Consider the following 22,258-nt stretch of genomic DNA (forward strand, 5'->3'; position numbering starts at 1 on the left):
AGGCGGGTTAAACCCTTAGTGAGGGATTAAAATATTTTGGAAATTGGCCTTCTTTCTAAATCATAAATTTCAGTAGAAATTATAACTTGGAACCATTGTTTAAACATTTTGTAATTACGCCTCTGAGGCCATTCTTTCTTGTTAGCATGCCATTCGTTTAATTCCATTTTAAAGAACCTATCATATTTATTTTTGAGCCAATCTTCCACATTCTTTATATTTTCATCTATTAGATATATATTAGACTCATCATTATCAATTTTATCTTCAGGATAAAGAGCGTTAATCCAATCAAAAAACGGTTGTAATGGTTTTATAACAATTGCTTTTCGGTCTATGTAATTCTCTTCAAAATCGTCTGATGTATTATTCCTTTCAATATCCTCTAACATAGAAGCCAAATAGGGCTCTTCTTCTTGTGTAATGACCGCTAAAATGGGATCACTATCTGTTCCTTTTAGTTCGTAATCTATAATGAAATTGGTATACTTTCTAAAACTAGCAATTTTGTAGTCAATCATTTTGCTTAATAGGGCAGTATTTAAATCTTGCTCTGAAGCAGAAGCGATTATTTTTTTAACTTCTTTTTCATTCATTACAATACTCAAGTTCCCAAAATTACATGCAGCTATTGCTAATTCAAAGATATCTTCAATAAACTCTATTTCCTTAATATCATTTTTGAAATTGGCTATAAATTTTTCCAATAATTCAGAATACTTTACATCCTTGTTTTGTGTAAACTTTGTATTTCCAAATAGACTAATTACTTTGTTATTTTTCATAATCTTAAATGCGTTAAATTTATCTCTCCTTGCTTGTTTAATGTAAGTTTAAACACATTTAAATTTTCGTGGATGGAGGTTATAAAATGCTTTACTATCTTGTTATCAATAATTACATCTAAGCAGATTAACGTTTCTTTTTCTCCATCTATTGCGAATATAATTTCATTTTTTTAAATTTTGCTTTCTTGGCTAGAGTAATTGAGTTTAAATTTATCTTGACAGTATAGTCGTTAAATTCTTAGGTGGCTTTTCTAATATGGCCATTTTTAAATTCTTATAAATTTTGCTTCAAATTATCTTCACTAAAACCCTAAAAACTGTATACCCATTTTCTTTAAGGGGAAAATTTACTTCTTTATGCCTTTGCATATTACGTTCAATTTTAGGAATCCAAAATTTTCTATTGCTCTTAATCTTATCCCTCTTTTCCTTCCAATTGTAAACATGCCAGAAGTCACCACCTATAAATATTATGGTTTTATGTTCATTAAGTACAAGATCTGGTTTTCCAATAATTTTTCATAGTTGATCCTATAACGATAGCCGGCTTTCCATAAAGCCTTTCTAAATATTATTTCAGATTTGGTGTCTTTAGATTTAATTTTTGACATATGCTTAGGCCTGGCTCTAGTCTTGTAGAAACCAGATTCTTCATTAAATCTTGGGACTTTTATTTTATTATCTTCGTAATTCATAACTTCCCTTTAAAATATGAATAATATTTCCAATCAAAAAAATAAGTATGTTGATTTTGTTGAAGATGAACACTTATTAAAGTGTATTTCAAATTTATTCAACTCTTATTTAGAGGCTAAAAAAGAATTTACTAAAAAGAAATTTTACAACAATAAAGTAGACATTTTCAAATTGATGTTTGATTCGAAATTCAATGATTTAAACCAAGAGAACTTATTGAAACTTGAAATGTCTAGACAAATCGACAAGTCGGTTAATAATGCAATTGGCACCTTTCATGAAGAAATTCTGGGGGGAATAAGGGGTTATCAAAGTGGTAAGAATAGTGGCTATGATATAAAATCTGATGACGATTCTATTTTTGCTGAAATAAAAAACAAACATAATACAATGAATAGTAGTTCTGCCGAAAGTGCTTTTCAAAAACTTGCTAGATTTGCAGATGATCATAGAAAAGCAAACTGCTATTTAGTACAGATATTAACTAAAAAAAGTTTCTCGAAAAAGTGGGAGGCTATTATAAATGGAAAAGAATATAGCCATAGTAGGGTATATTTAATTTCTGGAGATCAATTTTATTCCCTTTTAAGTGGTGATCCCAATTCTTTTTTTAAACTATATAAAGTATTACCTATAGCTATCGCAGATTTCCTAAAAACTATTGATCCTAAAATTGAAAAAGAAAATTCTATTATAGAGGACATTTCAAAAAGTGCAACAGCCTCAAAGAGAACCGTTTTAGAAGAAATAGCTTTTGAAAATTTCTATTACTATCAAGGATTTAAAAATCTATAGTTCCACTGAAACTTCTTGTTCTTTTAATTCAACTTTCTGAACTGATTGATTAACCAACAATTCTTTATTTAAAAAATTGATTATTGAATATCCAATCTCTTTTGCCAGGTTAACAGGCACTGCATTTCCAATCTGCTTATATTGTTGGGATATTGAACCCTCAAACATCCATTCATCTGGAAAAGTTTGAATTCTCGCATATTCCCGAACCGTAAATGGCCTAGTTTCATCAGGGTGACAACGTTCGGTTTGTTTTTGTGCAGGACTACATGTTAATGTTAGGCAGGGTTCATCCCAACCAATTCTTCTAGCCATTCCGGTTTTCCCTCCTCCAAGATAAAAACTTTTTTGCATATACTCTTTCTGAATATCTAGTGGCAAATCACGCCAATAGCCCTTTGGCGGAATTAAATCCAAAACATCTTTTTTATGTTGAGGGTATTTTGCTCCGTCAGATTTTGGGACTTTCTTAGGAAATAGAACTCCCTTTTTTAAAGCGTCTTTTAAAGTATAAATTTCGGAAAATGGTTTTGGATATTGATATTCAACATCAATATCCTTTCTAATAGCCACAAGAATCAATCGTTCTCTTTTTTGAGGGACATTGTAATTTATGGCCTTTAAAACCTTTACTGGAGTTACAACATTATAACCAATTTCATCTAATATGGAAATCATTCCCTTTAAAGTATTCCCATTATCATGATTAAAAAGGCCTTTGACATTTTCGCCTATACAAATTTTAGGCGTTATTTCTTTTACCGCTCTTGCAAATTCATAAAACAATGTCCCTCTGGCATCTTCTAATCCCAACTTTTTTCCTGCATAACTGAAAGCTTGGCATGGAAATCCACCGGTAACCACATCAATTTCATTTTCATACTTAAAAAAACTCATTTTCCTAATGTCGCCTTCAAGCACTTGCCAATTTGGTCGATTACTTCGTAAAGTTTTACACGCCCATTTATCTATTTCATTTAATGCTTTACATTTTAATCCAGCTTTTTCTAGACCAATGGCTAAACCGCCAGCTCCCGCAAAAAGTTCTAAAACTGAAAATTCTTTTGATGGTACTACAAAATTCCCATTATCGACTTTTTCAAAATATGATTTGAACTCAGGAAAAATTTCTAGCTGTTCTTTTGAATATTTTCTGTAATTACTAATAGGCTCTCTTACAGCAGAAAGCTTGCCGTCATTATCCCAACGGCGGAGAGTGTCCGGATTTTTATCCAAAATTTCAGCAGCTTCAGAAACTGAATAATATTCTTTTATAACCATGTTATGCAACCTTATATATGGTTACAAAAATAATGGTTTTAATGGATTAAAAAAGTATTGTTAACAAAAAAATCCCGAAGTAAAACTTCGGGATTTTTTTGTTATGTATCAGGTATGAATTTACTTCACACTTGCTTTTAAATACTCTCTATTCATTCTTGCAATGTTCTCTAAAGAAATTCCTTTAGGACATTCAAGCTCGCAAGCTCCGGTGTTAGAACAGTTTCCAAAACCTTCCTTGTCCATTTGCTCTACCATTGCCAAAACACGTCTGTCTGCCTCTACTTCTCCCTGAGGAAGTAATGCGAACTGACTAACTTTTGCTGAAGTAAATAGCATAGCACTTGCATTTTTACATGCAGCTACACAAGCCCCACATCCAATACAGGTTGCAGCATTAAAAGAATCGTCTGCATTTTCCTTTTCTATTGGAATCGTATTCGCATCGATGGTGTTTCCCGAAGTGTTTACAGAAATATACCCATAAGCCTGCTGAATTCTATCGAAAGCCGTTCGATCTACTATAAGATCTTTTATTACCGGAAATGCTTTTGCTCTAAAAGGTTCGATAACAATAGTATCTCCATCTTTAAAAGTACGCATATGCAGTTGGCAAGTGGTAATAAACTTATCTGGACCATGTGGTTCTCCATTGATCTGTAATGAACACGAACCGCAAATCCCCTCACGACAATCGTGATCAAATTCTACTGGCTGCTCACCTTTATTTACCAACCCCTCGTTAAGTACATCTAACATTTCAAGAAAAGACATATCTCCGTCTATTCCGTCAATGTTATAATCTACCATTTTACCTTTAGCTGTGGCATTTTCTTGACGCCATATTTTTAATGTAAGCTTCATAATCTTTTAAAGTATTGAGTATAGAGCTAGTAGTATTGAGAACTAACTTCTCAATACTACTAGCTCTATACTATTTATAACTTCTAGTTTTCAATTCAATATTTTCGAATATTAATTCTTCCTTATGAAGAATTGCATCGCTTGGTTTTCCTGTGTACTCCCATGCTGCTGCATACTTGAAGTTTTCATCATCTCTAAGCGCCTCACCATCTGGAGTTTGATGTTCTTCTCTAAAATGCCCACCACAAGATTCTTCTCTGTGTAATGCATCTTTTGCGAAAAGCTCTCCTAATTCAAGGAAATCTGCCACTCTTCCTGCTTTTTCTAATTCGGCATTCTTAGTATCTGCAGATCCTGGAATATTTACATTCTTCCAGAAATCCTCACGTAATTCAGCTATTTCCTTAATAGCCTCGTTAAGATCTACAGCATTTCTAGACATTCCACATTTGTTCCACATGATCTTACCTAATTTCTTATGGTAAAAATCTACAGAATGTTGTCCACCGGCATTCATCAATCTATTAATTTTATCTGAAACCTCTTTTTCAGCCGCATCAAATTCTGAAGTATCAGTTGGGATCTTGCCTGTGCTAATATCTTGAGCTAGATAATCTCCAATAGTATACGGCAATACAAAATATCCATCTGCTAAACCTTGCATTAAGGCTGAAGCACCAAGTCTGTTTGCTCCATGGTCAGAGAAATTTGCTTCTCCGGTTGCATAACATCCTGGAATTGTGGTTTGCAGGTTATAATCTACCCAAAGTCCACCCATGGTATAGTGCACCGCAGGATATATCATCATCGGAGTTTTATATGGATTCTGATCTACGATCTTCTCGTACATCTGGAATAGGTTCCCGTATTTAGACTCTACAACGTCTTTCCCTAATTTTATTATTTCTTCTTTGGAAGGGTTTTTATATCCGGCAGTGAATGCTTCCTCTTTTCCGTAGCGCTCAATGGCACTAGCAAAATCCAAGTAAACGGCTTCTCCTGTTTTATTTACTCCAAAACCAGCATCACAACGTTCTTTTGCAGCTCTGGAAGCTACATCACGTGGCACTAGGTTTCCAAAAGCTGGATATCTTCTTTCTAAGTAGTAATCTCTTTCGTCTTCAACTAAATCTGTTGGCTTTTTCTTACCAGCACGAATTGCTTCTGCATCTTCCTTTGTCTTCGGAACCCAAATTCTACCATCATTCCGAAGAGATTCAGACATCAAAGTCAATTTAGACTGATGATCTCCAGAAACAGGGATACAGGTTGGGTGAATTTGTGTGTAACATGGATTTGCGAAAAATGCCCCTCTACGGTGCGCTCTCCAAGCCGCCATAACGTTACTACCCATCGCATTAGTAGATAAGTAGAATACGTTTCCGTATCCTCCTGAAGCTAAAACCACTGCGTGAGCAGAATGACGCTCTATTGCTCCAGTTAGCATATCTCTGGCTATAATTCCTCTTGCTTTTCCATCAACAAGAACTACATCCATCATTTCATGACGGTTAAATGCCTGGATCTTACCACGGTTTATTTGGCGGTTCATTGCCGAATATGCACCAAGTAATAATTGCTGACCTGTTTGTCCTTTTGCATAAAAAGTACGTGAAACCAATACCCCTCCAAAAGAACGGTTATCTAACATTCCACCATATTCCCTTGCAAATGGAACTCCTTGGGCAACACATTGATCTATAATATTTCCGGAAACCTCCGCAAGACGGTATACATTTCCTTCTCTAGAACGGTAATCTCCTCCTTTTACAGTATCATAGAACAATCTAAAATTAGAATCTCCGTCTCCTTGATAATTTTTTGATGCATTAATTCCCCCTTGAGCAGCAATAGAGTGCGCGCGTCTTGGAGAATCTTGGTAGCAAAATGTTTTTACATTATACCCTAATTCTGCTAAAGTAGCTGCAGCGCTACCTCCTGCTAAACCTGTCCCAATTACAATAACATCTATATTACGTTTGTTGGCAGGGTTAACTAGATTGATATTATTCTTATAGTTGCTCCACTTTTCTTCTAGTGGTCCTTTCGGTATCTTTGAATCTAAAATTGACATAATCTTACCTTTTAAAGGTTATTAAAATAATGAAACGCTGCTATAAAAATAAATCCTAATGGAATAATGATAGCGTATCCAACAGTGAATTTTCTTATACCTTCAGAATATTTATTATTCACGCCCATAGATTGGAATGAAGATGAAAAACCATGAAGTAAATGAAGCATTAAAAACACGAATGAAACTACATAAAGACCAGTTCTCACAGGGCTTACAAATTTCGATACCAACTCACCGTAATATCTCGTGGCGTCTTCTGGATGAGACTCAATATATTTATGTACCAATTCCGGAACCCAAAAATCGTAAAAGTGAAGTCCTAAAAAGGCTAACACCACCGCTCCAGAATAGATCATATTTCTAGACATCCAACTGGAATTTGCACTTCCATTATAGCTTACATAACTTTTAACTCTTGCATTTCTGTTTTGAATTTCCAGCACAAAACCCATAATAAAATGGAATACTACCCCAAAAATCAGGATCGGCTGTAAAATTGCCTGTACTACGAAATTGGTTCCCATAAAATGGGAGATCTCATTAAAAGTATCGGGGCTTATCACCGAAGTTATATTAATAGTAAAGTGTTGAGCTAAAAATAGGACTAAGAAAAGTCCCGATAAGGCCATAGCAAACTTTTTTGCTACTGAAGATTTAAGTAATCCACCCATTGGTTTGATTATTTTTATGAAATTTTAACAGCAAAAATACATCTGAAAATAGTTACACACAAACTTTAAGGAGTATTTCAATGCCAATTTAGAACTAATACAAGGTACTTTAGTATTTGTTGAACCATCTGTAAGCAACACTTGCCTTGATAATGTAATTCTAAGTCGGAAAATATTTTACACACTTTCCAGTTTTCTATTTTTTTTCAAGCTCTTTTAGCTTTTTACACAAACTTAACTCATTGTAAGATCCATTTTTAGTAATTTCAATATCTCATAACCCAATTCGATACTTACTTATATTTCAATGGAATTTATAGACTATTACAAAACATTAGAATTAGACAAATCTGCAACAAAAGCAGATGTTAAGAAAGCATATAGAAGACTTGCTAGAAAATATCACCCAGACTTAAACCCAGATGATGAAAGCTCCAAAAAGCGTTTTCAACAAATAAATGAAGCTAATGAGGTTTTGAGTGATCCAGAAAAGCGCAAGAAATTTGACGAGTATGGGAAAGATTGGCAACATGCAGATCAATTTGAGCAACAAAAACAACAGAGAGGTCAACAAAGAGGTGGGGCTGGCGGATTTGGCGGCGGACAGAGACAATCCTATACCGGTAGTTTTGATGATGATAATTTCTCAGATTTCTTTGAAACCATGTTTGGAGGAGGCGCAAGATCTCGTGGAACAGGAAGATCGCCACAGTTTAAAGGACAGGATTTTAACGCCGAACTTCAGTTAAATCTAACCGATGTTTATTCCAGCCATAAACAAACCCTTACCGTAAATGGAAAAAGCCTAAGACTTACCATACCTGCGGGAGTAGAGAATGGACAAACTATCAAGATTACAGGGCATGGTGGTCCAGGAGCTCAAGGAGGACCAAAAGGCGATCTTTTTATCACTTTTAAAATTTTGAATAATACCAAATTTAAAAGAGAAAAAGAGAATTTACATAGCAATGTAGATCTGGATTTTTACACTGCCTTACTTGGTGGTTATATCACGATAGACACCTATAATGGAAAAGTTAAACTCCCTATTAAACCAGAAACGCAAAGTGGGACTCGGGTAAAGTTAAAAGGTAAAGGCTTTCCTAAATATAAAAAGGAAGGCGAATTTGGAGATCTGTTTATCACTTATAATATCAAAGTGCCTACAGATCTATCGTTAGAAGAGAAGGAATTGTACACCGAATTACAAAAATTACGCTCATGAACTTAGAGGAATTGATTGCAACCGAAGAACTTTGTGAACGCTATAGCGTAGAGCACACTTTTATAAGATCCTTAAATAAGAGCGGTCTAATAGAAGTGATTATTGTGGAAAAAAGAGAATATGTACACTGTAATAACATGGCAAATTTCGAAAAACTAATGCGCCTGCATTTCGATTTGCATATTAATTTGGAAGGCTTGGAAGCCATTAAGCATTTACTGGATAGGCAAAACGAATTGAAAGAAGAAAATTTAGCATTAAGAAACAGGTTAGGTCTTTACGAATAAGCCAATTGTTAAAGAAAACCCAAGTCTTTTACGCTTAGTTTAACAGCATTTGAACTTATCTTTTTTAAATTTGAATTTTTCAGAGCTAACGGGAATTTTTTCCTCGATTCAGCCAAATCTAAATACATTCTATGAAATACGATCTAATAGACAACTCACTTTATACTAAAAACCGCAAAAACTTCATGTCTAAAATGAAGTCTAAGAGTTTGGCGGTTTTTAACTCTAACGATATTTACCCAATAAGCGCAGATAGTACGATGCCGTTTCAACAAGCTCGTGATATTTTTTATCTGAGTGGTGTAGACCAGGATAAAAGCATTTTGGTTTTGTTTCCAGATGCTCCTAATAAAAAACACCGAGAGATCCTTTTTCTAACAGAGACCAATGATCATATTGCTGTTTGGGAAGGTGAAAAGCTAACTAAGGAAAAAGCTTTTGAAACAAGCGGAATTAAAACGGTGTATTGGCTGAAAGAATTCGAAAAAGTATTTTTTGAGATCATGACACAATCTGAAACCATCTATTTCAACACTAACGAGCATTATCGTGCTAACATCGAGACTCAAACCAGAGAAGCCAGGTTTATTGAATGGTGTAAGCAAAAATATCCAGCACACCAGGTTGCCAAGAGCAATCCAATTCTTCAGAGATTGAGATCTGTAAAAGATCAAATTGAACTGGATCAAATGCAGAAAGCATGTGATATTACCGAAAAAGGGTTCCGTAGAACTTTAGGTTTTGTAAAACCAGGGGTTTGGGAATATCAAATTGAAGCGGAGATGATGCATGAATTCTTGAACAACCGTTCTCAAGGCTTTGCATACACTCCAATTATAGCAAGTGGGAATAACGCAAATGTATTGCATTATGTAGAGAATAATCAGCAATGTAAAGCGGGAGATCTCATATTATTGGACACAGGAGCAGAATACGCCAATTACTCCAGTGACATGTCCAGAACAATTCCTGTTTCAGGAAAATTCACCGCAAGACAAAAAGAAGTTTATAATGCAGTAAACAGAGTAAAGAATGATGCTCAAAAAATGTTAGTTCCAGGAACAATCTGGGCAGATTATCACGTAGAGGTTGGAAAACTTATGACTTCAGAATTACTAGGTCTTGGTTTATTAGACAAAGCCGATGTGAAAAATGAAGATCCAGACTGGCCAGCATATAAAAAATATTTTATGCATGGGACTTCTCACCATATTGGTTTAGATACTCATGATTACGGAATATTAACCGAACCAATGCAAGCAAACCAAGTGTTCACTGTAGAACCTGGAATTTATATTCCTGCGGAGGGCTTCGGAATTAGATTGGAAGACGATCTGGTGATTCAAGAAAAAGGAGAACCTTTCAACCTAATGCGCAATATTCCTATTGAAGCAGATGAGATCGAAGATCTTATGAACTCATAGAGTTTTTTTATAATAAAATTTCAGATTAAGCCTGTTGAAAGAATATTTTCAACAGGCTTAATTTTTTAAACTTCATTCTCTTTAACAGAGATTCCTCCTTGCGTCGGAATGACAAAAACCCAAAAATAGAGAAGTCATTCTGTCCCGACACTTCGTGAAAATCAAGATCTGTTAAAGTTCTTTCTACACCAAAATGTCAGGTTGAGCCTGTCGAAACCGAGTTTGAAGCAGGTTTTAAATCAAGCATATTTCGTCAAGCTCAATATGACAACTTATAAAAATTCATATGCACGTTGAACTTGTTGGAAATTATTTGGACAAGCTTAATTTTATTGTCACATCGAGCGGAGTCGAGATGCTTCTGCTTGGACCCTTCGACTCCGCTCAGGGAGACAAAAAAGGATGTGAGGTTGAGCCTGTCGAAACCTTGATTGAAGCAGGTTTTAAATCAAGCATATTTCAACAAGCTCAATATGACAACTTATAAAAATTGAAATGCAAGTTGACCTGTTGGGAATTATTTGGACAAGCTTAATTTTATTGTCACATTGAGCGGAGTCGAGATGCTTCTGCTTGGACCCTTCGACTCCGCTCAGGGAGACAAAAAAAGGATGTCAGGTTAAGCCTTTCGAAACCGAATTTTTAATCAAGCATATTTCGACAAGCTCAATATGACAAGTTGTAAAAATTGAGATACACGTTGAACCTGTTGGAAATTATTTGGACAAGCTTAATTTATTGTCACATCGAGCGGAGACGAGATGCTTCTGCTTGGACCCTTCGACTTCGCTCAAGGAGACAAAAAAAAGATGTCCGGTTGAGCCTGTCGAAACCGAGTTTGAAGCAGGTTTTAAATCAAGCATATTTCGACAAGGTCAATATGACAGCTTAAAAATCTTAGTTTGAGGACTTTTCTAGTGCTAATCTACGCTCATATAAATAAGTCCCGAAAAATGCCAAAGTTGCTGGAATCACCCAACCTAATCCATATTCAGATAAAGGAATATAAAGCTGAATGTTTGAGAACAATTCTTCAGAAACCACATATTTCAACGCATCTGGAAGGCTAAAAAGTGCTGTTGCGATTACGGTCACCATCATAACCGATCTAGTTCTAAAATCCGCAGGCATTACATTCAGCAAGATTAAAACTATAGTTAGTGGATAAACCAACAACAATACTGGGAGCGCAATTTCAATGATTGCATTTACCGATAACGCCCCAATTACAATACCTAAAAAGCAGGCTAAAAATACAGTGATCGAATAAACATGTGGTTTCTTAATTCGCTCTGTCATAAAATCGGCTGTTCCTGTTACAATTCCCACAGCAGTAGTAAAACAAGCCAAGGCAACCAATATTGCGAGACAAATTTGGGCAAAGCTACCCAAGTTAAGAAGACTTATACCCGATAATAGTTCTGTACGGGTTACATCTTGAGGGAATTCTGAATTCACCATTGCTCCGTTAAAAATAAGTCCGCCGTACACCAAAAATAAGCTCAATCCAGACAAAATTGCTGCAGTGGTAATAAGTTGACGGATCTCTACCGGAGAATCATAACCCTTCAGTTTTACTGAAATAATTATCACACCACCCACTACTAAAGATGCAATTGCATCGAAGGTTTGATAGCCTTCAAAAAAGCCTGAAAGGATTGGGAGCTCAGTTAAATTAGTTCCCATAGGCTTATATTCAGTAAAGAATCCAGAAAAGATAATCGCCAATAACAATATTAAAATAGCAGGCGTTAAGAATTTTCCAATATTATTTATAACGGTGGATCGTTTTATTACAAATACAAAAACCAGCAAGAAATAGATGATACTTGTAGTAAGCGGGGAAATATCAAAAAATGGCGCGATAGCAATTTCATGAGTAACGGCTGCAGTTCTAGGGCCAGGCAAAGCCACACTAATTATATAGATAAACATACAGAAGATCAAACTAAAAATGGGAGAGATCTTTTCAGCAAAACTGAACATACTTCCTTGTAGTCTGGCATGGGCAAATATTCCCATTAAAGGCAATCCTACCGCTGAGATCACAAATCCTAAGGCAACTAAATACCATTGAGAACCTGCTAAAAAACCTAAAAAAGGAGGTAAAATTAAATTTCCGGCTCCAAAGAATAATGCAAATAGGGCAAAGCCAACTATTAAACCTTCTTTATTGAATTTCATCTATTTAGACTATTTGTATTTGGCTCGTCGATTGCGATTCACCTGCATCCTTTCCAATTGAAAGTTATAATTAGTTACGGCTCATTTAATATTGCCAATTAAATTATTATAATATATTGTGGAAATGATACAAATGTATAAAAATACCCCACTCTTTTACAGTTCTAAGGGAGCAGGAAATCCCTTAGTTCTTTTACATGGCTTTTTAGAGAGCAGTTCTATTTGGGATCCCTTTATTGACAAGCTCTCAGAAAAAAGACAAGTGATCACCATAGATCTTCCCGGACATGGAAAATCAGGGAATTTTGAAGAGACTCAAAGCATGGATTTGATGGCAGAGGCGGTATATAATATATTACAGAAAATTGAAGTTGAGGAAGTTACCTTAATTGGGCATTCTATGGGTGGTTATGTAAGTTTGGCATTCTGTAAAAAATTCCCTACAATGACCAAAGGACTTGTGCTTCTGAATTCTACACCAGAATCCGATAATGAGGAACGCAGAAAGAATAGAGATCGTGCTATTAAGATTGTAAGAAAGAGCAAAAACTCTTATATAAGTATGGCAATCTCCAATTTACTGAGTGTGGAAAACAGGGAATTATTTCCCGAAGAGTTGAAAAAATTAAAAAAAGAGGCTTTAAGCTTTTCAGAAGAAGGAATTATAGCAGCTTTGAGAGGTATGAAAATTCGTACAGACGAAACTTCAACATTAACTCTTTATAACGGCCCAAAATATATAGTCGCCGGAGTTAATGATTCTATACTTAACTTTACTGATATTGAAATAGTTGCAGATAAAACAAACTGTATCTTTCTACCCCTTTCTGGTGGGCACTTATCCTTTATAGAAAACAAAGGTGAATTAGAAAAATTTATGCATTTCATCGATTAAAAGATGATTTATGTCAATTAATTAACTTTTTTTTAATACTTTTAAATTTGCAAACAAGAAAAATAGCTTATATGAAATCAAAATCCCCGAAAATATTTTCGTTCGCTGAAGCATATTGCAGCATCTTCGGACATAAATTAAAAGTGTCTAAAAATGTTACAGATCATATTCATGAATATCAATGCGCTAAGTGTAGAGTGGAAATGACAGATACCGCAAATGGCTTACTGGCAAAATTAACCCCGAAATTTAAAGAGACCAATAAATTTTTAGCTAATTTTTATAAAAGAAGAAGTAGGAGAAGACAGCGTCAGTTTGCAAAAGCCTCTTAATCTTCCGCATCCTTTTCCATCGCATTCCAACCTTTAGCTATTAAAGGAATCTTGGTATTGTCTCTAGTTATTAAATGCATTCCTTCATTTTCTTCTGTCATATGACCTATTATTGAAAAATTAGGATTCGCCTTGATCTTTTCAAAATCGGTTTGCGAAACTGTGAAAAGTAATTCGTAATCTTCACCACCACTTAATGCAATTGTGGTGCTATCTATTTCAAATTCCTCACAAACTGCAATTACAGTTGGATCCAATGGAATTTTATCTTCAAACAGATTAACTCCCGTTTTAGAATTTTTACATAAATGCATAATTTCAGAAGATAATCCATCACTTATATCGATCATAGAAGTAGGTTTTACTTCTAAAGATTTAAGTAAGCCTGAAATATCTTTTCGAGCTTCTGGCTTCAACTGTCTTTCAATTAAATAGGTGTAGGCATCAAGATCTGGCTGTGAATTTGGATTCACCTTGAAAACCTCTTTCTCACGCTCTAAGATCTGCAAGCCCATATAGGCCGCCCCTAGATCTCCAGTTACTACTAAAAGATCATTTGGTTTTGCGCCGTTTCTATAAACTACATCCTCTTTATCTGCAACCCCTATTGCGGTAATACTAATTAAAAGCCCTTTTGTAGATGATGTGGTATCACCCCCAACAACATCTATATCATATAATTTAGCAGCTAGTTCTATTCCAGAATACAACTCTTCTAGAGCTTCTACAGGGAAACGATTTGAGCAAGCAATTCCAACAGTAATTTGAGTTGCCACGCCGTTCATGGCATAAACATCAGACAAATTTACCATCACTGCTTTATATCCTAAATGCCTCAAAGGCATATAAGCTAGATCAAAATGCACACCTTCTACCAACAAATCTGTAGTAAGGATAGTTTGCTTTCCTTCAAAATTTAAAACAGCAGCGTCATCTCCAATTCCCTTGATAGTTGATGGTAATTTACTATCAAGATTTTTGGTTAAAAGGTCTATCAAACCGAATTCCCCTAATTCTGAAAGTTTTGTTCTACTTTGTTGACTATCTTCTATCATGATCGTTTAAATTTTAGAATGTGCAAAATAACTGAATATTCTCTCAAAAATCAGGGTTTTAATAGCATTTGTGATTTTAAGATAATGTAAAGCAAGCTAACTTATAATGGATTTACTGAGTTAAAAACATGGAACAACCTCATTAGACTTGTCTATATCTCTATTCTTAAAACATATCCCGCAGCTATGGTAAACCGCTTGTTTTGTAGTATATTTGCATCAAATTAGTACTAATCTTTTAAGTATGATAAAGGTAAGCGAAGACGCAAAAAAAAGGATATCAATGCTTATGACCGATGAAGGTTATAATGCTACAATTGATTTTGTGCGCGTAGGTGTGAAAAGTGGAGGTTGCTCAGGTTTATCTTATGAATTGAAGTTTGATAAATCCCAACTAGACGACGATAAACTTTTTACAGATAATGATGTGAAAATTGTTATTGACAAAAAAAGTGTTTTATATCTGGCAGGAACAATTCTTGAATATTCTGGCGGACTAAACGGCAAGGGTTTTGTGTTTAATAACCCAAACGCAGAACGAACTTGTGGATGTGGTGAAAGTTTTTCATTATAATATAAAATTTTAAATCAAGATAGATTTGTATTAAGATTTTTATATAGATTCTTAATAAAATTTTATTACGCAAGAAGAATTTGACAACGCGCACAAGAGTTTAATCATGCTTAGCAAACAAATTGGAGGCTTTATGAGTTACTTATAACAAAGTGACTATAAAGGAAGTGAGTTTAAATAATATTAAACTTTGAATTAAGAATTTTGAATTTCAAAATATGGCATATACTGAAGATGATTTAAAGAAGGAGCTTGAAACCAAAGAGTATGAGTATGGCTTTTATACCGATCTAAAATCGGAAACATTCCCTATTGGTTTAAATGAGGATATTGTTAGGGCTATTTCCAAGAAAAAAGACGAGCCGGAATGGATGACCAATTGGAGATTGGATGCATTTAGAATTTGGCAAGAAATGACAGAGCCAGAATGGGCAAATGTACATTATACGAAACCAGATTTTCAGGCTATCTCCTATTACTCGGCACCACAAACGGTAGACCCAAATAAAACATTAGACGATGTAGATCCAGATCTATTGGCGATGTACAAAAAATTAGGGATCTCTGTAGATGAGCAAAAGAAGATGAACAACGTTGCAATGGATATTGTAGTAGATTCAGTTTCGGTTGCTACAACTTTCAAAAAAACCTTGGGAGAAAAGGGAATTATTTTTATGAGTATTTCTGATGCGATTAAAGAACATCCAGAACTCGTAAAAAAATACCTTGGGACTGTGGTTCCACAGAAAGATAATTTTTATGCAGCTTTGAATTCAGCTGTATTTAGTGATGGTTCTTTCTGTTATATTCCAAAAGGCGTAAAATGTCCAATGGAACTTTCTACTTATTTCAGAATAAATCAAGCTAATACCGGGCAATTTGAAAGAACTCTTTTAGTTGCAGATGAAGGTAGTTATGTAAGTTACCTAGAAGGCTGTACTGCTCCTTCTAGAGATGAGAATCAGTTACACGCTGCGGTTGTGGAGCTTATTGCTTTGGACGATGCAGAGATAAAATATTCTACAGTTCAAAACTGGTTTCCTGGTAATAAAGAAGGAAAAGGTGGAGTTTATAATTTTGTGACCAAACGTGGAATTTGCGAGAAAAACGCAAAGATCTCATGGACACAAGTTGAAACTGGATCTGCGGTTACCTGGAAATACCCATCATGTATCCTAAAAGGCGATAATTCTATAGGTGAGTTTTATTCTATTGCTGTAACCAACAATTATCAGCAAGCAGATACTGGAACTAAAATGATCCATTTAGGGAAGAATACTAAAAGCACCATTATCTCGAAAGGTATTTCTGCTGGGAAATCTCAGAATTCTTATCGAGGATTGGTTCAGATAAATAGTAGGGCAGACAATGCTCGAAATTTCTCCCAATGTGATTCCCTTTTAATGGGAAATGATTGTGGAGCGCATACCTTCCCATATATTGAAGTGAAAAACAAAACTGCTCAAGTAGAGCATGAAGCAACTACCAGTAAAATTGGAGAAGATCAAATTTTTTATTGCAATCAAAGAGGTATAGAAACAGAGAAAGCAATTGCACTTATCGTGAATGGTTTCAGTAAAGAAGTATTGAACAACTTACCAATGGAATTTGCAGTAGAGGCACAAAAATTATTGGAAATATCCCTTGAGGGATCTGTTGGATAAATCGAAGAATGAAGAAGTTTCTACTTTTAATAATCGTTATTTTAATTGCCGTTGCATGTGATAATGAGCCTGAAAAGCAACCAGAAATGGAGATTACTGAAAAAGTAATGGACAGTATTCAGGTATATCAAGGCGATTTTATTTCTGTTGGAAAAATGGCAGTTTTAAAAGGCGATAAATTCGTTTATCAAGTGAAAATGGATTCTGTTGCTTTCAAACTAACAGATAGCTTAAATGCTTTCAAAAAAAGTGAAAACAGCATTGTTACAATAAAAGTTAAAGGACAGGTTAAAGATAATGTACAAGCTACCGGCTATTCAAAATTAATTGAGATAACCGAAGTGGTGGATATAATGGCGAAACCCATTATAGAAAATGAATAAATAATTTATCCGATTTTTTCGGTAAAATATAATAAACACATGCTTAAAATAAAGAATTTAAAGGCCAGCATAGAGGATAAAGAAATCCTTAAAGGAATTAATCTAGAAATTAATCCAGGAGAAGTACATGCAATTATGGGACCTAATGGTTCTGGAAAGAGTACATTAGCTTCTGTAATTGCTGGAAAGGAAGAATTTACAATGACAGGTGGTGAGATCTTGTTTGAAGGAGAAGATCTTGCAGAATTAGATCCTGAAGAAAGAGCTCATAAAGGTGTTTTCTTGTCTTTTCAGTATCCAGTAGAGATCCCAGGAGTTTCAGTAACAAATTTCATGAAAGCATCTCTCAATGCACATAGAAAAGCTCAAGGATTGGGAGATATGCCTGCTAAAGATCTTTTGAAGATGATACGTGATAAATCTGAAGCATTAGAAATAGACCGTAAATTCTTATCTCGTTCTCTAAACCAAGGATTTTCTGGTGGGGAGAAAAAGAGAAATGAGATCTTCCAGATGGCAATGTTAAATCCTAAGTTAGCGATCTTAGATGAAACAGATTCTGGATTGGATATCGATGCTCTTAAAGTTGTTGCCAATGGTGTAAATAAATTGAGAAGCGAGGATAATGCAGTTTTATTGATCACGCATTACCAGCGATTATTAGATTATATAGTTCCAGATTTTGTTCATGTAATGGTAGATGGAAAAATCGTGAAATCTGGTAATAAAGAGTTGGCTTACGAATTGGAAGAAAGAGGTTACGACTGGGTAAAACCAGAGAAAACGGTTTAATAGACTTTTATTTTCCAGGTTTGAGGTTATTAAAGCTTAAATCGGCATAAATTTATGAGGTCATGGCTACCATTAAAAATTTTGAAGATTTAGAGATTTGGAATGAGGCTCGTGATTTATTAAAGGAGATAATTATAATTTCCAAGTCAATCGATTTAAAATTAGATTTTAAGAGATCAAATAAAAACTGCTTCGGGTTCTGTAATGGACAAGATTGCTGAAGATTTTGAAAGAGATGGAAACTTGGAGTTTAGACAATTTCTATCTATAGCAAAAGGTTCCGCTGTAGATGTTAGATCTCAGCTATAGAGAGTCTATGATTCTAAATATATTGATAAAGAACATTATTGAGCTTAAAAAATGATTATGAAAAGCTGAGTAAAAAAATTGGCAGTTTCATATCATATTCAAATAAAAAAGATTTTCAAGGTGTAAAGTTTAAAACTTGAAACTTGAAACCTGCCTTCGGGCAGAAAACTAGATACGCGCACAATGGAATTAAAAGATAAATTAGTATCCTCCTTTATGGCTTTTGAAGAAGCTTTTGATGTGGATACAGATATACATCAATTAAGAAGCGATGCCATTAAGGAATTTGAAACTTTGGGTTTTCCATCTAAAAAAGATGAAGCCTGGAAATACACTTCTCTAAATTCGGTATTGAAATATGATTATAGCGTATTCCCTAAAAAGGAAGATGCTATAGACTATAAGGATATTAAAAAATATCTTATTCACGATATCGATTCTTATAAATTGATCTTTATAGACGGGATTTACTCATCTCATTTATCGCAAACTACACACGATAAAATAGATGTTTGCCTAATGTCTTCGGCTTTAAGCAAGTCCAAGTATAAACCGGTCATAGAGAATTATTTTAATAAAATAGTTCCGAAAAATAGTGGGTTAAACGCATTGAACACTGCTTTTTCTAAAGAAGGCGCATTTATCCATATTCACGATAATAAGTCGGCAGAAAAGCCAATTCAAATAATCAATTTTTCTACAGGTAATGAATCGGCGTTGTTGGTTCAACCTAGAAATCTTATTGTAGTTGGAGAAAATTCTCAGGTTCAAATTATAGAAAGACACCAGAGTTTAACAGATCATCCTGTTTTCACCAATTCTGTAACAGAAGTTTTTGCTGAAAAGAGAGCTATTGTAGATTACTATAAGATCCAGAATGACAGAGATTCTGCTTCGTTAATTGATAATACTTTTATTGAGCAAAAAGAAGAAAGTTATTGCTTTATGCATACATTTTCTTTCGGTGGAAAATTAACCAGAAACAATTTGAATTTTATTCAAAAAGGAGAACGTTCTGAATCTACCTTAAAGGGTATTACTATAATTGAAGGGAAGCAACATGTAGATCATAATACTCTTGTGCACCATACTGCACCTAATTGTGAAAGCCACCAAGACTACAAAGGCATCTTCGCTAATAATTCTGTAGGTGTTTTCAATGGTAGGGTTTTAGTAGATAAAGACGCACAAAAGATCAACGCATTCCAGTCCAACAATAATATTTTATTGGATGATAAAGCTACTATTAATTCGAAGCCTCAATTAGAGATCTTTGCAGATGATGTTAAATGTAGTCATGGATGTACAATTGGACAATTGGATGATGAATCTTTATTTTATATGCGTTCCAGAGGAATTCCGTTAAAAGAAGCTCGTGCCCTTTTAATGTACGCTTTTGCTAATAATGTATTGGAAAGCGTGAAAATTCCCGAGATTAAAAAGAGAATTACGCATCAAATTGCTCTTAAATTAGGAGTTAAATTAGGTTTCGATCTTTAATCTCTCATTGAGGGTTTAATTCCACGTCCCGATAGGTACCGGGATGCCTCGAATTTTTAAAAGTGTTTTCCTCCTGAATCACCGGGACATACCTTGAAGGCTTGCCCTGCGGTTATTGATTTAGGAATAGACTTTATATTATTATTTCTTAAGACTAAAATTGAATCCTTATGAAAGCTGTTGCCAATAAATTGCCATTAGATATCGAAACTATCCGTTTAGATTTTCCAATCTTGAAAAGGAAAGTAAATGGGTATCCTTTGGTATATTTAGATAATGCAGCGACTTCACAAACACCCCAGCAAGTTATAGATGTAATTGTAGATTATTATTCCAATTACAATGCTAATATTCACAGAGGGGTACACAGTCTTTCTCAGGAAGCGACAGATAAATATGAATCTGCAAGAAAAAAGATTCAGCAGCATTTTAATGTGGCCAATTCCCATGAGATCATCTTTACTTCTGGAACCACGCATAGTATTAATTTAGTGGCGAATGGATTTGCGCAGGAGTTAGAAAAAGGGGACGAAGTAATAGTTTCTGCATTAGAACATCATTCTAATATTGTGCCTTGGCAGATGTTATGTGAAAAAACCGGCGCCATTTTAAAAGTAATTCCAATGACCCAAGAAGGGGAGCTGGATATGGACGCTTTTCACAAATTGCTTTCAGCCAAAACTAAAATGGTTTTTGTAAACCATGTATCCAATGCTTTGGGAACCGTCAACCCTATTGAAGAAATCATTGAAGCTACCCATAAAGTGGGAGCTGCTATTCTAGTAGATGGCGCACAAGCTGCACCACATATTAAAGCAGATCTGCAAGCTTTAGATGTAGACTTTTATGTGGTTTCTGCTCATAAAATATGTGGCCCAACAGGAGTTGGAATGTTATACGGAAAAGAAAAATGGCTAAATAAATTACCTCCTTATCAAGGTGGTGGTGAAATGATTGCTACAGTAAGTTTCGAAAAAACTACCTATGCAGAGCTTCCTCATAAATTTGAAGCCGGAACTCCCAATATCTGTGGAGGAATTGCTTTTGGCGCAGCGATAGATTACATGAATGCTATAGGTTTTAAAAACATTGCTGCATACGAGCATCAATTACTAGAATACGCGACCAAAGAACTTCTTGAAATTGAAGGAGTAAAGATCTATGGCACTTCAAAAGAGAAGACTGCCGTAATTTCTTTTAATATTGAAGGGCTTCATCCTTATGACATTGGTACCATAGTAGATAAATTAGGTATCGCCCTTCGTACAGGTCATCATTGTGCTCAACCGATTATGGATTTCTATAAAATTCCAGGTACTGTGCGCGCTAGTTTCTCTTTCTACAACACTTTTGAAGAAGTAGATCTTTTTATTGGCGCTATTAAAAAAGCGAAAATGATGCTTCAGTAGCGTAGCTATAAATCATAAAAAAAACATTGCATTTAAACATCTTTTTTTATTAGGTGCTTGAAAGGCCCTTTCAAAATGTTCAATGGAGTTCTCTAATTAGCTGATAGTTTTTGTATTTTAACTCTTCAATTAAAATAATTTCATTTAAAACCTCCCATTATGAAACTTATACTCCTACTTCTATTCCCCATACTAATGGCTGAAACCTGTTCCCAAAATAATGAACAGAACAATGAAATAAGCTTTAAGTATGAAATGATGACTCGTGGTTCTCGAACTAATTACGCTTTGACGCAAGAAGATATTAAAGTAGTTAGAAATATGGGTGGCGAAACTAAGGCTTCAGAAAAAATGACGTCTAAAGACTGGGAGAACTTGTTGGAAAAAATGGAAGAAATAGATGTTCCTAATATCAGTAAGTTAAAACCACCAAGTGATAAAAGAACTTTTGATGGTGCCGCACATGCCATTCTAACTATTAAGAAGGGAGACGAGGTTTATAGGTCAAATTCTTTCGATCATGGCAATCCGCCTTCCGAGTTAAAATCATTGGTTAAAGCTATACTAAGATTGGGAGAAACAGTTGAATAGCAAATCTCGTTATTGTACTTTTGCATAAAATATCAGGTATGACAATACAAGAAATACAGGAAGAAATTGTTGATGAGTTTTCTATGTTCGACGACTGGATGCAACGATATGAATATATGATCGAGTTAGGGAAATCCTTGCCTTTGATCGAAGAAAAATATAAAGTTGAAGAGAATTTAATTAAAGGCTGCCAAAGTAAAGTTTGGGTACATGCCGATTTAAATGGTGATAAACTGGCTTTTAGTGCAGATAGCGATGCTATAATTACTAAAGGAATTGTAGCTATTCTTATTCGTGCCTATTCCAATCAGCATCCTACAGCTATTTTAGAAGCAGATAATAAGTTTATAGATGAAATAGGTTTAAAAGAGCACCTTTCTCCTACCAGAGCTAATGGCTTAGTTAGTATGATCAAGCAATTAAAAATGTATGCAATCGCATATCAAACGCAATTAGATTAAA

General features: G+C 34.7%; 22 protein-coding genes and 1 pseudogene. 15 read left to right on the plus strand and 8 right to left on the minus strand.

The window, feature by feature from the left end; genetic code table 11:
• Positions 1–26: 26 nt before the first annotated feature.
• Both H033_RS0101225 and H033_RS22425 read right to left on the minus strand, forming a co-directional pair.
• The gene (locus H033_RS0101225; protein WP_034885992.1) at positions 27–785 is read right to left on the minus strand and encodes a hypothetical protein; all 759 of its coding nucleotides are present in this window, start codon (positions 783–785) and stop codon (positions 27–29) included.
• Between the two features lie 291 nt (positions 786–1,076).
• Positions 1,077–1,483, minus strand: a pseudogene (locus H033_RS22425) (very short patch repair endonuclease).
• A gap of 16 nt (positions 1,484–1,499) precedes the next feature.
• On the opposite strand from H033_RS22425, the gene H033_RS0101235 reads away from it, so the two are divergent.
• Positions 1,500–2,279, plus strand: a complete 780-nt coding sequence (locus H033_RS0101235; protein WP_026836701.1) for an Eco47II family restriction endonuclease — start codon at positions 1,500–1,502, stop codon at positions 2,277–2,279.
• Here H033_RS0101235 and dcm read toward each other — a convergent pair.
• From dcm to H033_RS0101255, 4 genes are all read right to left on the minus strand, one after another.
• A complete protein-coding gene (gene dcm, locus H033_RS19305) occupies positions 2,274–3,560 on the minus strand; it encodes a DNA (cytosine-5-)-methyltransferase (protein ID WP_034885993.1) in 1,287 nt (428 codons plus the stop codon). The genes H033_RS0101235 and dcm overlap by 6 nt on opposite strands.
• A 120-nt stretch (positions 3,561–3,680) precedes the next feature.
• Positions 3,681–4,424, minus strand: coding sequence for a succinate dehydrogenase/fumarate reductase iron-sulfur subunit (locus tag H033_RS0101245; RefSeq protein WP_026836702.1), 744 nt, complete (start codon positions 4,422–4,424; stop codon positions 3,681–3,683).
• Positions 4,425–4,494: 70 nt separating this feature from the next.
• Positions 4,495–6,498, minus strand: coding sequence for a fumarate reductase/succinate dehydrogenase flavoprotein subunit (locus H033_RS0101250; protein ID WP_026836703.1), 2,004 nt, complete (start codon positions 6,496–6,498; stop codon positions 4,495–4,497).
• Between the two features lie 11 nt (positions 6,499–6,509).
• Entirely contained in the window at positions 6,510–7,172 is a 663-nt protein-coding gene (locus H033_RS0101255; RefSeq protein ID WP_026836704.1) for a succinate dehydrogenase cytochrome b subunit, read from the minus strand.
• A gap of 307 nt (positions 7,173–7,479) precedes the next feature.
• On the opposite strand from H033_RS0101255, the gene H033_RS0101260 reads away from it, so the two are divergent.
• The 3 genes from H033_RS0101260 to H033_RS0101270 all read left to right on the plus strand — a co-directional run bounded on the left by H033_RS0101260 (position 7,480) and on the right by H033_RS0101270 (position 10,108).
• Complete coding sequence (locus tag H033_RS0101260; RefSeq protein WP_026836705.1) at positions 7,480–8,397, plus strand: DnaJ C-terminal domain-containing protein; 918 nt, start codon at positions 7,480–7,482, stop codon at positions 8,395–8,397.
• Positions 8,394–8,684 (plus strand): chaperone modulator CbpM, encoded by a 291-nt coding sequence (locus H033_RS0101265; RefSeq protein ID WP_026836706.1) that lies wholly within the window; start codon positions 8,394–8,396, stop codon positions 8,682–8,684. Before H033_RS0101260 ends, H033_RS0101265 begins: the two co-directional genes overlap by 4 nt.
• A 131-nt stretch (positions 8,685–8,815) precedes the next feature.
• Positions 8,816–10,108 (plus strand): aminopeptidase P family protein, encoded by a 1,293-nt coding sequence (locus H033_RS0101270; protein ID WP_026836707.1) that lies wholly within the window; start codon positions 8,816–8,818, stop codon positions 10,106–10,108.
• An 897-nt stretch (positions 10,109–11,005) separates the two neighbouring features.
• Here the strand turns inward: H033_RS0101270 and brnQ are convergent.
• The gene (gene brnQ / locus H033_RS0101280) at positions 11,006–12,292 is read right to left on the minus strand and encodes a branched-chain amino acid transport system II carrier protein (RefSeq protein ID WP_026836709.1); all 1,287 of its coding nucleotides are present in this window, start codon (positions 12,290–12,292) and stop codon (positions 11,006–11,008) included.
• A gap of 133 nt (positions 12,293–12,425) precedes the next feature.
• Here brnQ and H033_RS0101285 point away from each other — a divergent pair, with 133 nt between their 5' ends.
• Both H033_RS0101285 and H033_RS0101290 read left to right on the plus strand, forming a co-directional pair.
• Positions 12,426–13,187 (plus strand): alpha/beta hydrolase, encoded by a 762-nt coding sequence (locus H033_RS0101285; RefSeq protein ID WP_051227739.1) that lies wholly within the window; start codon positions 12,426–12,428, stop codon positions 13,185–13,187.
• Between the two features lie 71 nt (positions 13,188–13,258).
• On the plus strand, positions 13,259–13,519 hold the full coding sequence (locus H033_RS0101290; RefSeq protein WP_026836711.1) for a hypothetical protein: 261 nt from the start codon (positions 13,259–13,261) through the stop codon (positions 13,517–13,519).
• Here H033_RS0101290 and thiL read toward each other — a convergent pair.
• The gene (gene thiL, locus H033_RS0101295; protein ID WP_026836712.1) at positions 13,516–14,574 is read right to left on the minus strand and encodes a thiamine-phosphate kinase; all 1,059 of its coding nucleotides are present in this window, start codon (positions 14,572–14,574) and stop codon (positions 13,516–13,518) included. The two genes, H033_RS0101290 and thiL, sit on opposite strands and share 4 nt — an antisense overlap.
• A 244-nt stretch (positions 14,575–14,818) precedes the next feature.
• Between thiL and H033_RS0101300 the strand changes: the two genes are divergently transcribed.
• The 9 genes from H033_RS0101300 to H033_RS0101340 all read left to right on the plus strand — a co-directional run bounded on the left by H033_RS0101300 (position 14,819) and on the right by H033_RS0101340 (position 22,257).
• Positions 14,819–15,148 (plus strand): HesB/IscA family protein, encoded by a 330-nt coding sequence (locus H033_RS0101300; RefSeq protein WP_026836713.1) that lies wholly within the window; start codon positions 14,819–14,821, stop codon positions 15,146–15,148.
• 218 nt (positions 15,149–15,366) lie between these two features.
• Positions 15,367–16,812 (plus strand): Fe-S cluster assembly protein SufB, encoded by a 1,446-nt coding sequence (sufB, locus tag H033_RS0101305; RefSeq protein ID WP_026836714.1) that lies wholly within the window; start codon positions 15,367–15,369, stop codon positions 16,810–16,812.
• 8 nt (positions 16,813–16,820) lie between these two features.
• Positions 16,821–17,195 (plus strand): hypothetical protein, encoded by a 375-nt coding sequence (locus H033_RS0101310; RefSeq protein ID WP_026836715.1) that lies wholly within the window; start codon positions 16,821–16,823, stop codon positions 17,193–17,195.
• Positions 17,196–17,234: 39 nt separating this feature from the next.
• Positions 17,235–17,987 (plus strand): Fe-S cluster assembly ATPase SufC, encoded by a 753-nt coding sequence (sufC, locus tag H033_RS0101315; protein ID WP_026836716.1) that lies wholly within the window; start codon positions 17,235–17,237, stop codon positions 17,985–17,987.
• A 204-nt stretch (positions 17,988–18,191) separates the two neighbouring features.
• Complete coding sequence (locus H033_RS22345; protein ID WP_316928611.1) at positions 18,192–18,296, plus strand: four helix bundle protein; 105 nt, start codon at positions 18,192–18,194, stop codon at positions 18,294–18,296.
• A 183-nt stretch (positions 18,297–18,479) separates the two neighbouring features.
• On the plus strand, positions 18,480–19,796 hold the full coding sequence (gene sufD / locus H033_RS0101325) for a Fe-S cluster assembly protein SufD (RefSeq protein ID WP_026836717.1): 1,317 nt from the start codon (positions 18,480–18,482) through the stop codon (positions 19,794–19,796).
• A 170-nt stretch (positions 19,797–19,966) separates the two neighbouring features.
• Positions 19,967–21,205, plus strand: coding sequence for an aminotransferase class V-fold PLP-dependent enzyme (locus H033_RS0101330; protein ID WP_026836718.1), 1,239 nt, complete (start codon positions 19,967–19,969; stop codon positions 21,203–21,205).
• 159 nt (positions 21,206–21,364) lie between these two features.
• Positions 21,365–21,796: a hypothetical protein gene (locus H033_RS0101335; protein ID WP_026836719.1), complete on the plus strand. Its 432-nt coding sequence runs from the start codon at positions 21,365–21,367 to the stop codon at positions 21,794–21,796.
• A gap of 38 nt (positions 21,797–21,834) precedes the next feature.
• Positions 21,835–22,257 (plus strand): SufE family protein, encoded by a 423-nt coding sequence (locus H033_RS0101340; RefSeq protein WP_026836720.1) that lies wholly within the window; start codon positions 21,835–21,837, stop codon positions 22,255–22,257.
• Position 22,258: the final 1 nt, after the last annotated feature.

It is taken from the genome of Gillisia sp. JM1 (assembly GCF_000424645.1).
Taxonomy (GTDB): domain Bacteria; phylum Bacteroidota; class Bacteroidia; order Flavobacteriales; family Flavobacteriaceae; genus Gillisia.

Excerpts from the sequence above, each read along its gene's own strand:
- H033_RS0101225 (WP_034885992.1), bottom strand. The coding sequence starts at position 785 with ATGAAAAATAACAAAGTAATTAGTCTATTTGGAAATACAAAGTTTACA.
- H033_RS0101235 (WP_026836701.1), top strand. The coding sequence starts at position 1,500 with ATGAATAATATTTCCAATCAAAAAAATAAGTATGTTGATTTTGTTGAA.
- dcm (WP_034885993.1), bottom strand. The coding sequence starts at position 3,560 with ATGGTTATAAAAGAATATTATTCAGTTTCTGAAGCTGCTGAAATTTTG.
- H033_RS0101245 (WP_026836702.1), bottom strand. The coding sequence starts at position 4,424 with ATGAAGCTTACATTAAAAATATGGCGTCAAGAAAATGCCACAGCTAAA.
- H033_RS0101250 (WP_026836703.1), bottom strand. The coding sequence starts at position 6,498 with ATGTCAATTTTAGATTCAAAGATACCGAAAGGACCACTAGAAGAAAAG.
- H033_RS0101255 (WP_026836704.1), bottom strand. The coding sequence starts at position 7,172 with ATGGGTGGATTACTTAAATCTTCAGTAGCAAAAAAGTTTGCTATGGCC.
- H033_RS0101260 (WP_026836705.1), top strand. The coding sequence starts at position 7,480 with ATGGAATTTATAGACTATTACAAAACATTAGAATTAGACAAATCTGCA.
- H033_RS0101265 (WP_026836706.1), top strand. The coding sequence starts at position 8,394 with ATGAACTTAGAGGAATTGATTGCAACCGAAGAACTTTGTGAACGCTAT.
- H033_RS0101270 (WP_026836707.1), top strand. The coding sequence starts at position 8,816 with ATGAAATACGATCTAATAGACAACTCACTTTATACTAAAAACCGCAAA.
- brnQ (WP_026836709.1), bottom strand. The coding sequence starts at position 12,292 with ATGAAATTCAATAAAGAAGGTTTAATAGTTGGCTTTGCCCTATTTGCA.
- H033_RS0101285 (WP_051227739.1), top strand. The coding sequence starts at position 12,426 with ATGTATAAAAATACCCCACTCTTTTACAGTTCTAAGGGAGCAGGAAAT.
- H033_RS0101290 (WP_026836711.1), top strand. The coding sequence starts at position 13,259 with ATGAAATCAAAATCCCCGAAAATATTTTCGTTCGCTGAAGCATATTGC.
- thiL (WP_026836712.1), bottom strand. The coding sequence starts at position 14,574 with ATGATAGAAGATAGTCAACAAAGTAGAACAAAACTTTCAGAATTAGGG.
- H033_RS0101300 (WP_026836713.1), top strand. The coding sequence starts at position 14,819 with ATGATAAAGGTAAGCGAAGACGCAAAAAAAAGGATATCAATGCTTATG.
- sufB (WP_026836714.1), top strand. The coding sequence starts at position 15,367 with ATGGCATATACTGAAGATGATTTAAAGAAGGAGCTTGAAACCAAAGAG.
- H033_RS0101310 (WP_026836715.1), top strand. The coding sequence starts at position 16,821 with ATGAAGAAGTTTCTACTTTTAATAATCGTTATTTTAATTGCCGTTGCA.
- sufC (WP_026836716.1), top strand. The coding sequence starts at position 17,235 with ATGCTTAAAATAAAGAATTTAAAGGCCAGCATAGAGGATAAAGAAATC.
- H033_RS22345 (WP_316928611.1), top strand. The coding sequence starts at position 18,192 with ATGGACAAGATTGCTGAAGATTTTGAAAGAGATGGAAACTTGGAGTTT.
- sufD (WP_026836717.1), top strand. The coding sequence starts at position 18,480 with ATGGAATTAAAAGATAAATTAGTATCCTCCTTTATGGCTTTTGAAGAA.
- H033_RS0101330 (WP_026836718.1), top strand. The coding sequence starts at position 19,967 with ATGAAAGCTGTTGCCAATAAATTGCCATTAGATATCGAAACTATCCGT.
- H033_RS0101335 (WP_026836719.1), top strand. The coding sequence starts at position 21,365 with ATGAAACTTATACTCCTACTTCTATTCCCCATACTAATGGCTGAAACC.
- H033_RS0101340 (WP_026836720.1), top strand. The coding sequence starts at position 21,835 with ATGACAATACAAGAAATACAGGAAGAAATTGTTGATGAGTTTTCTATG.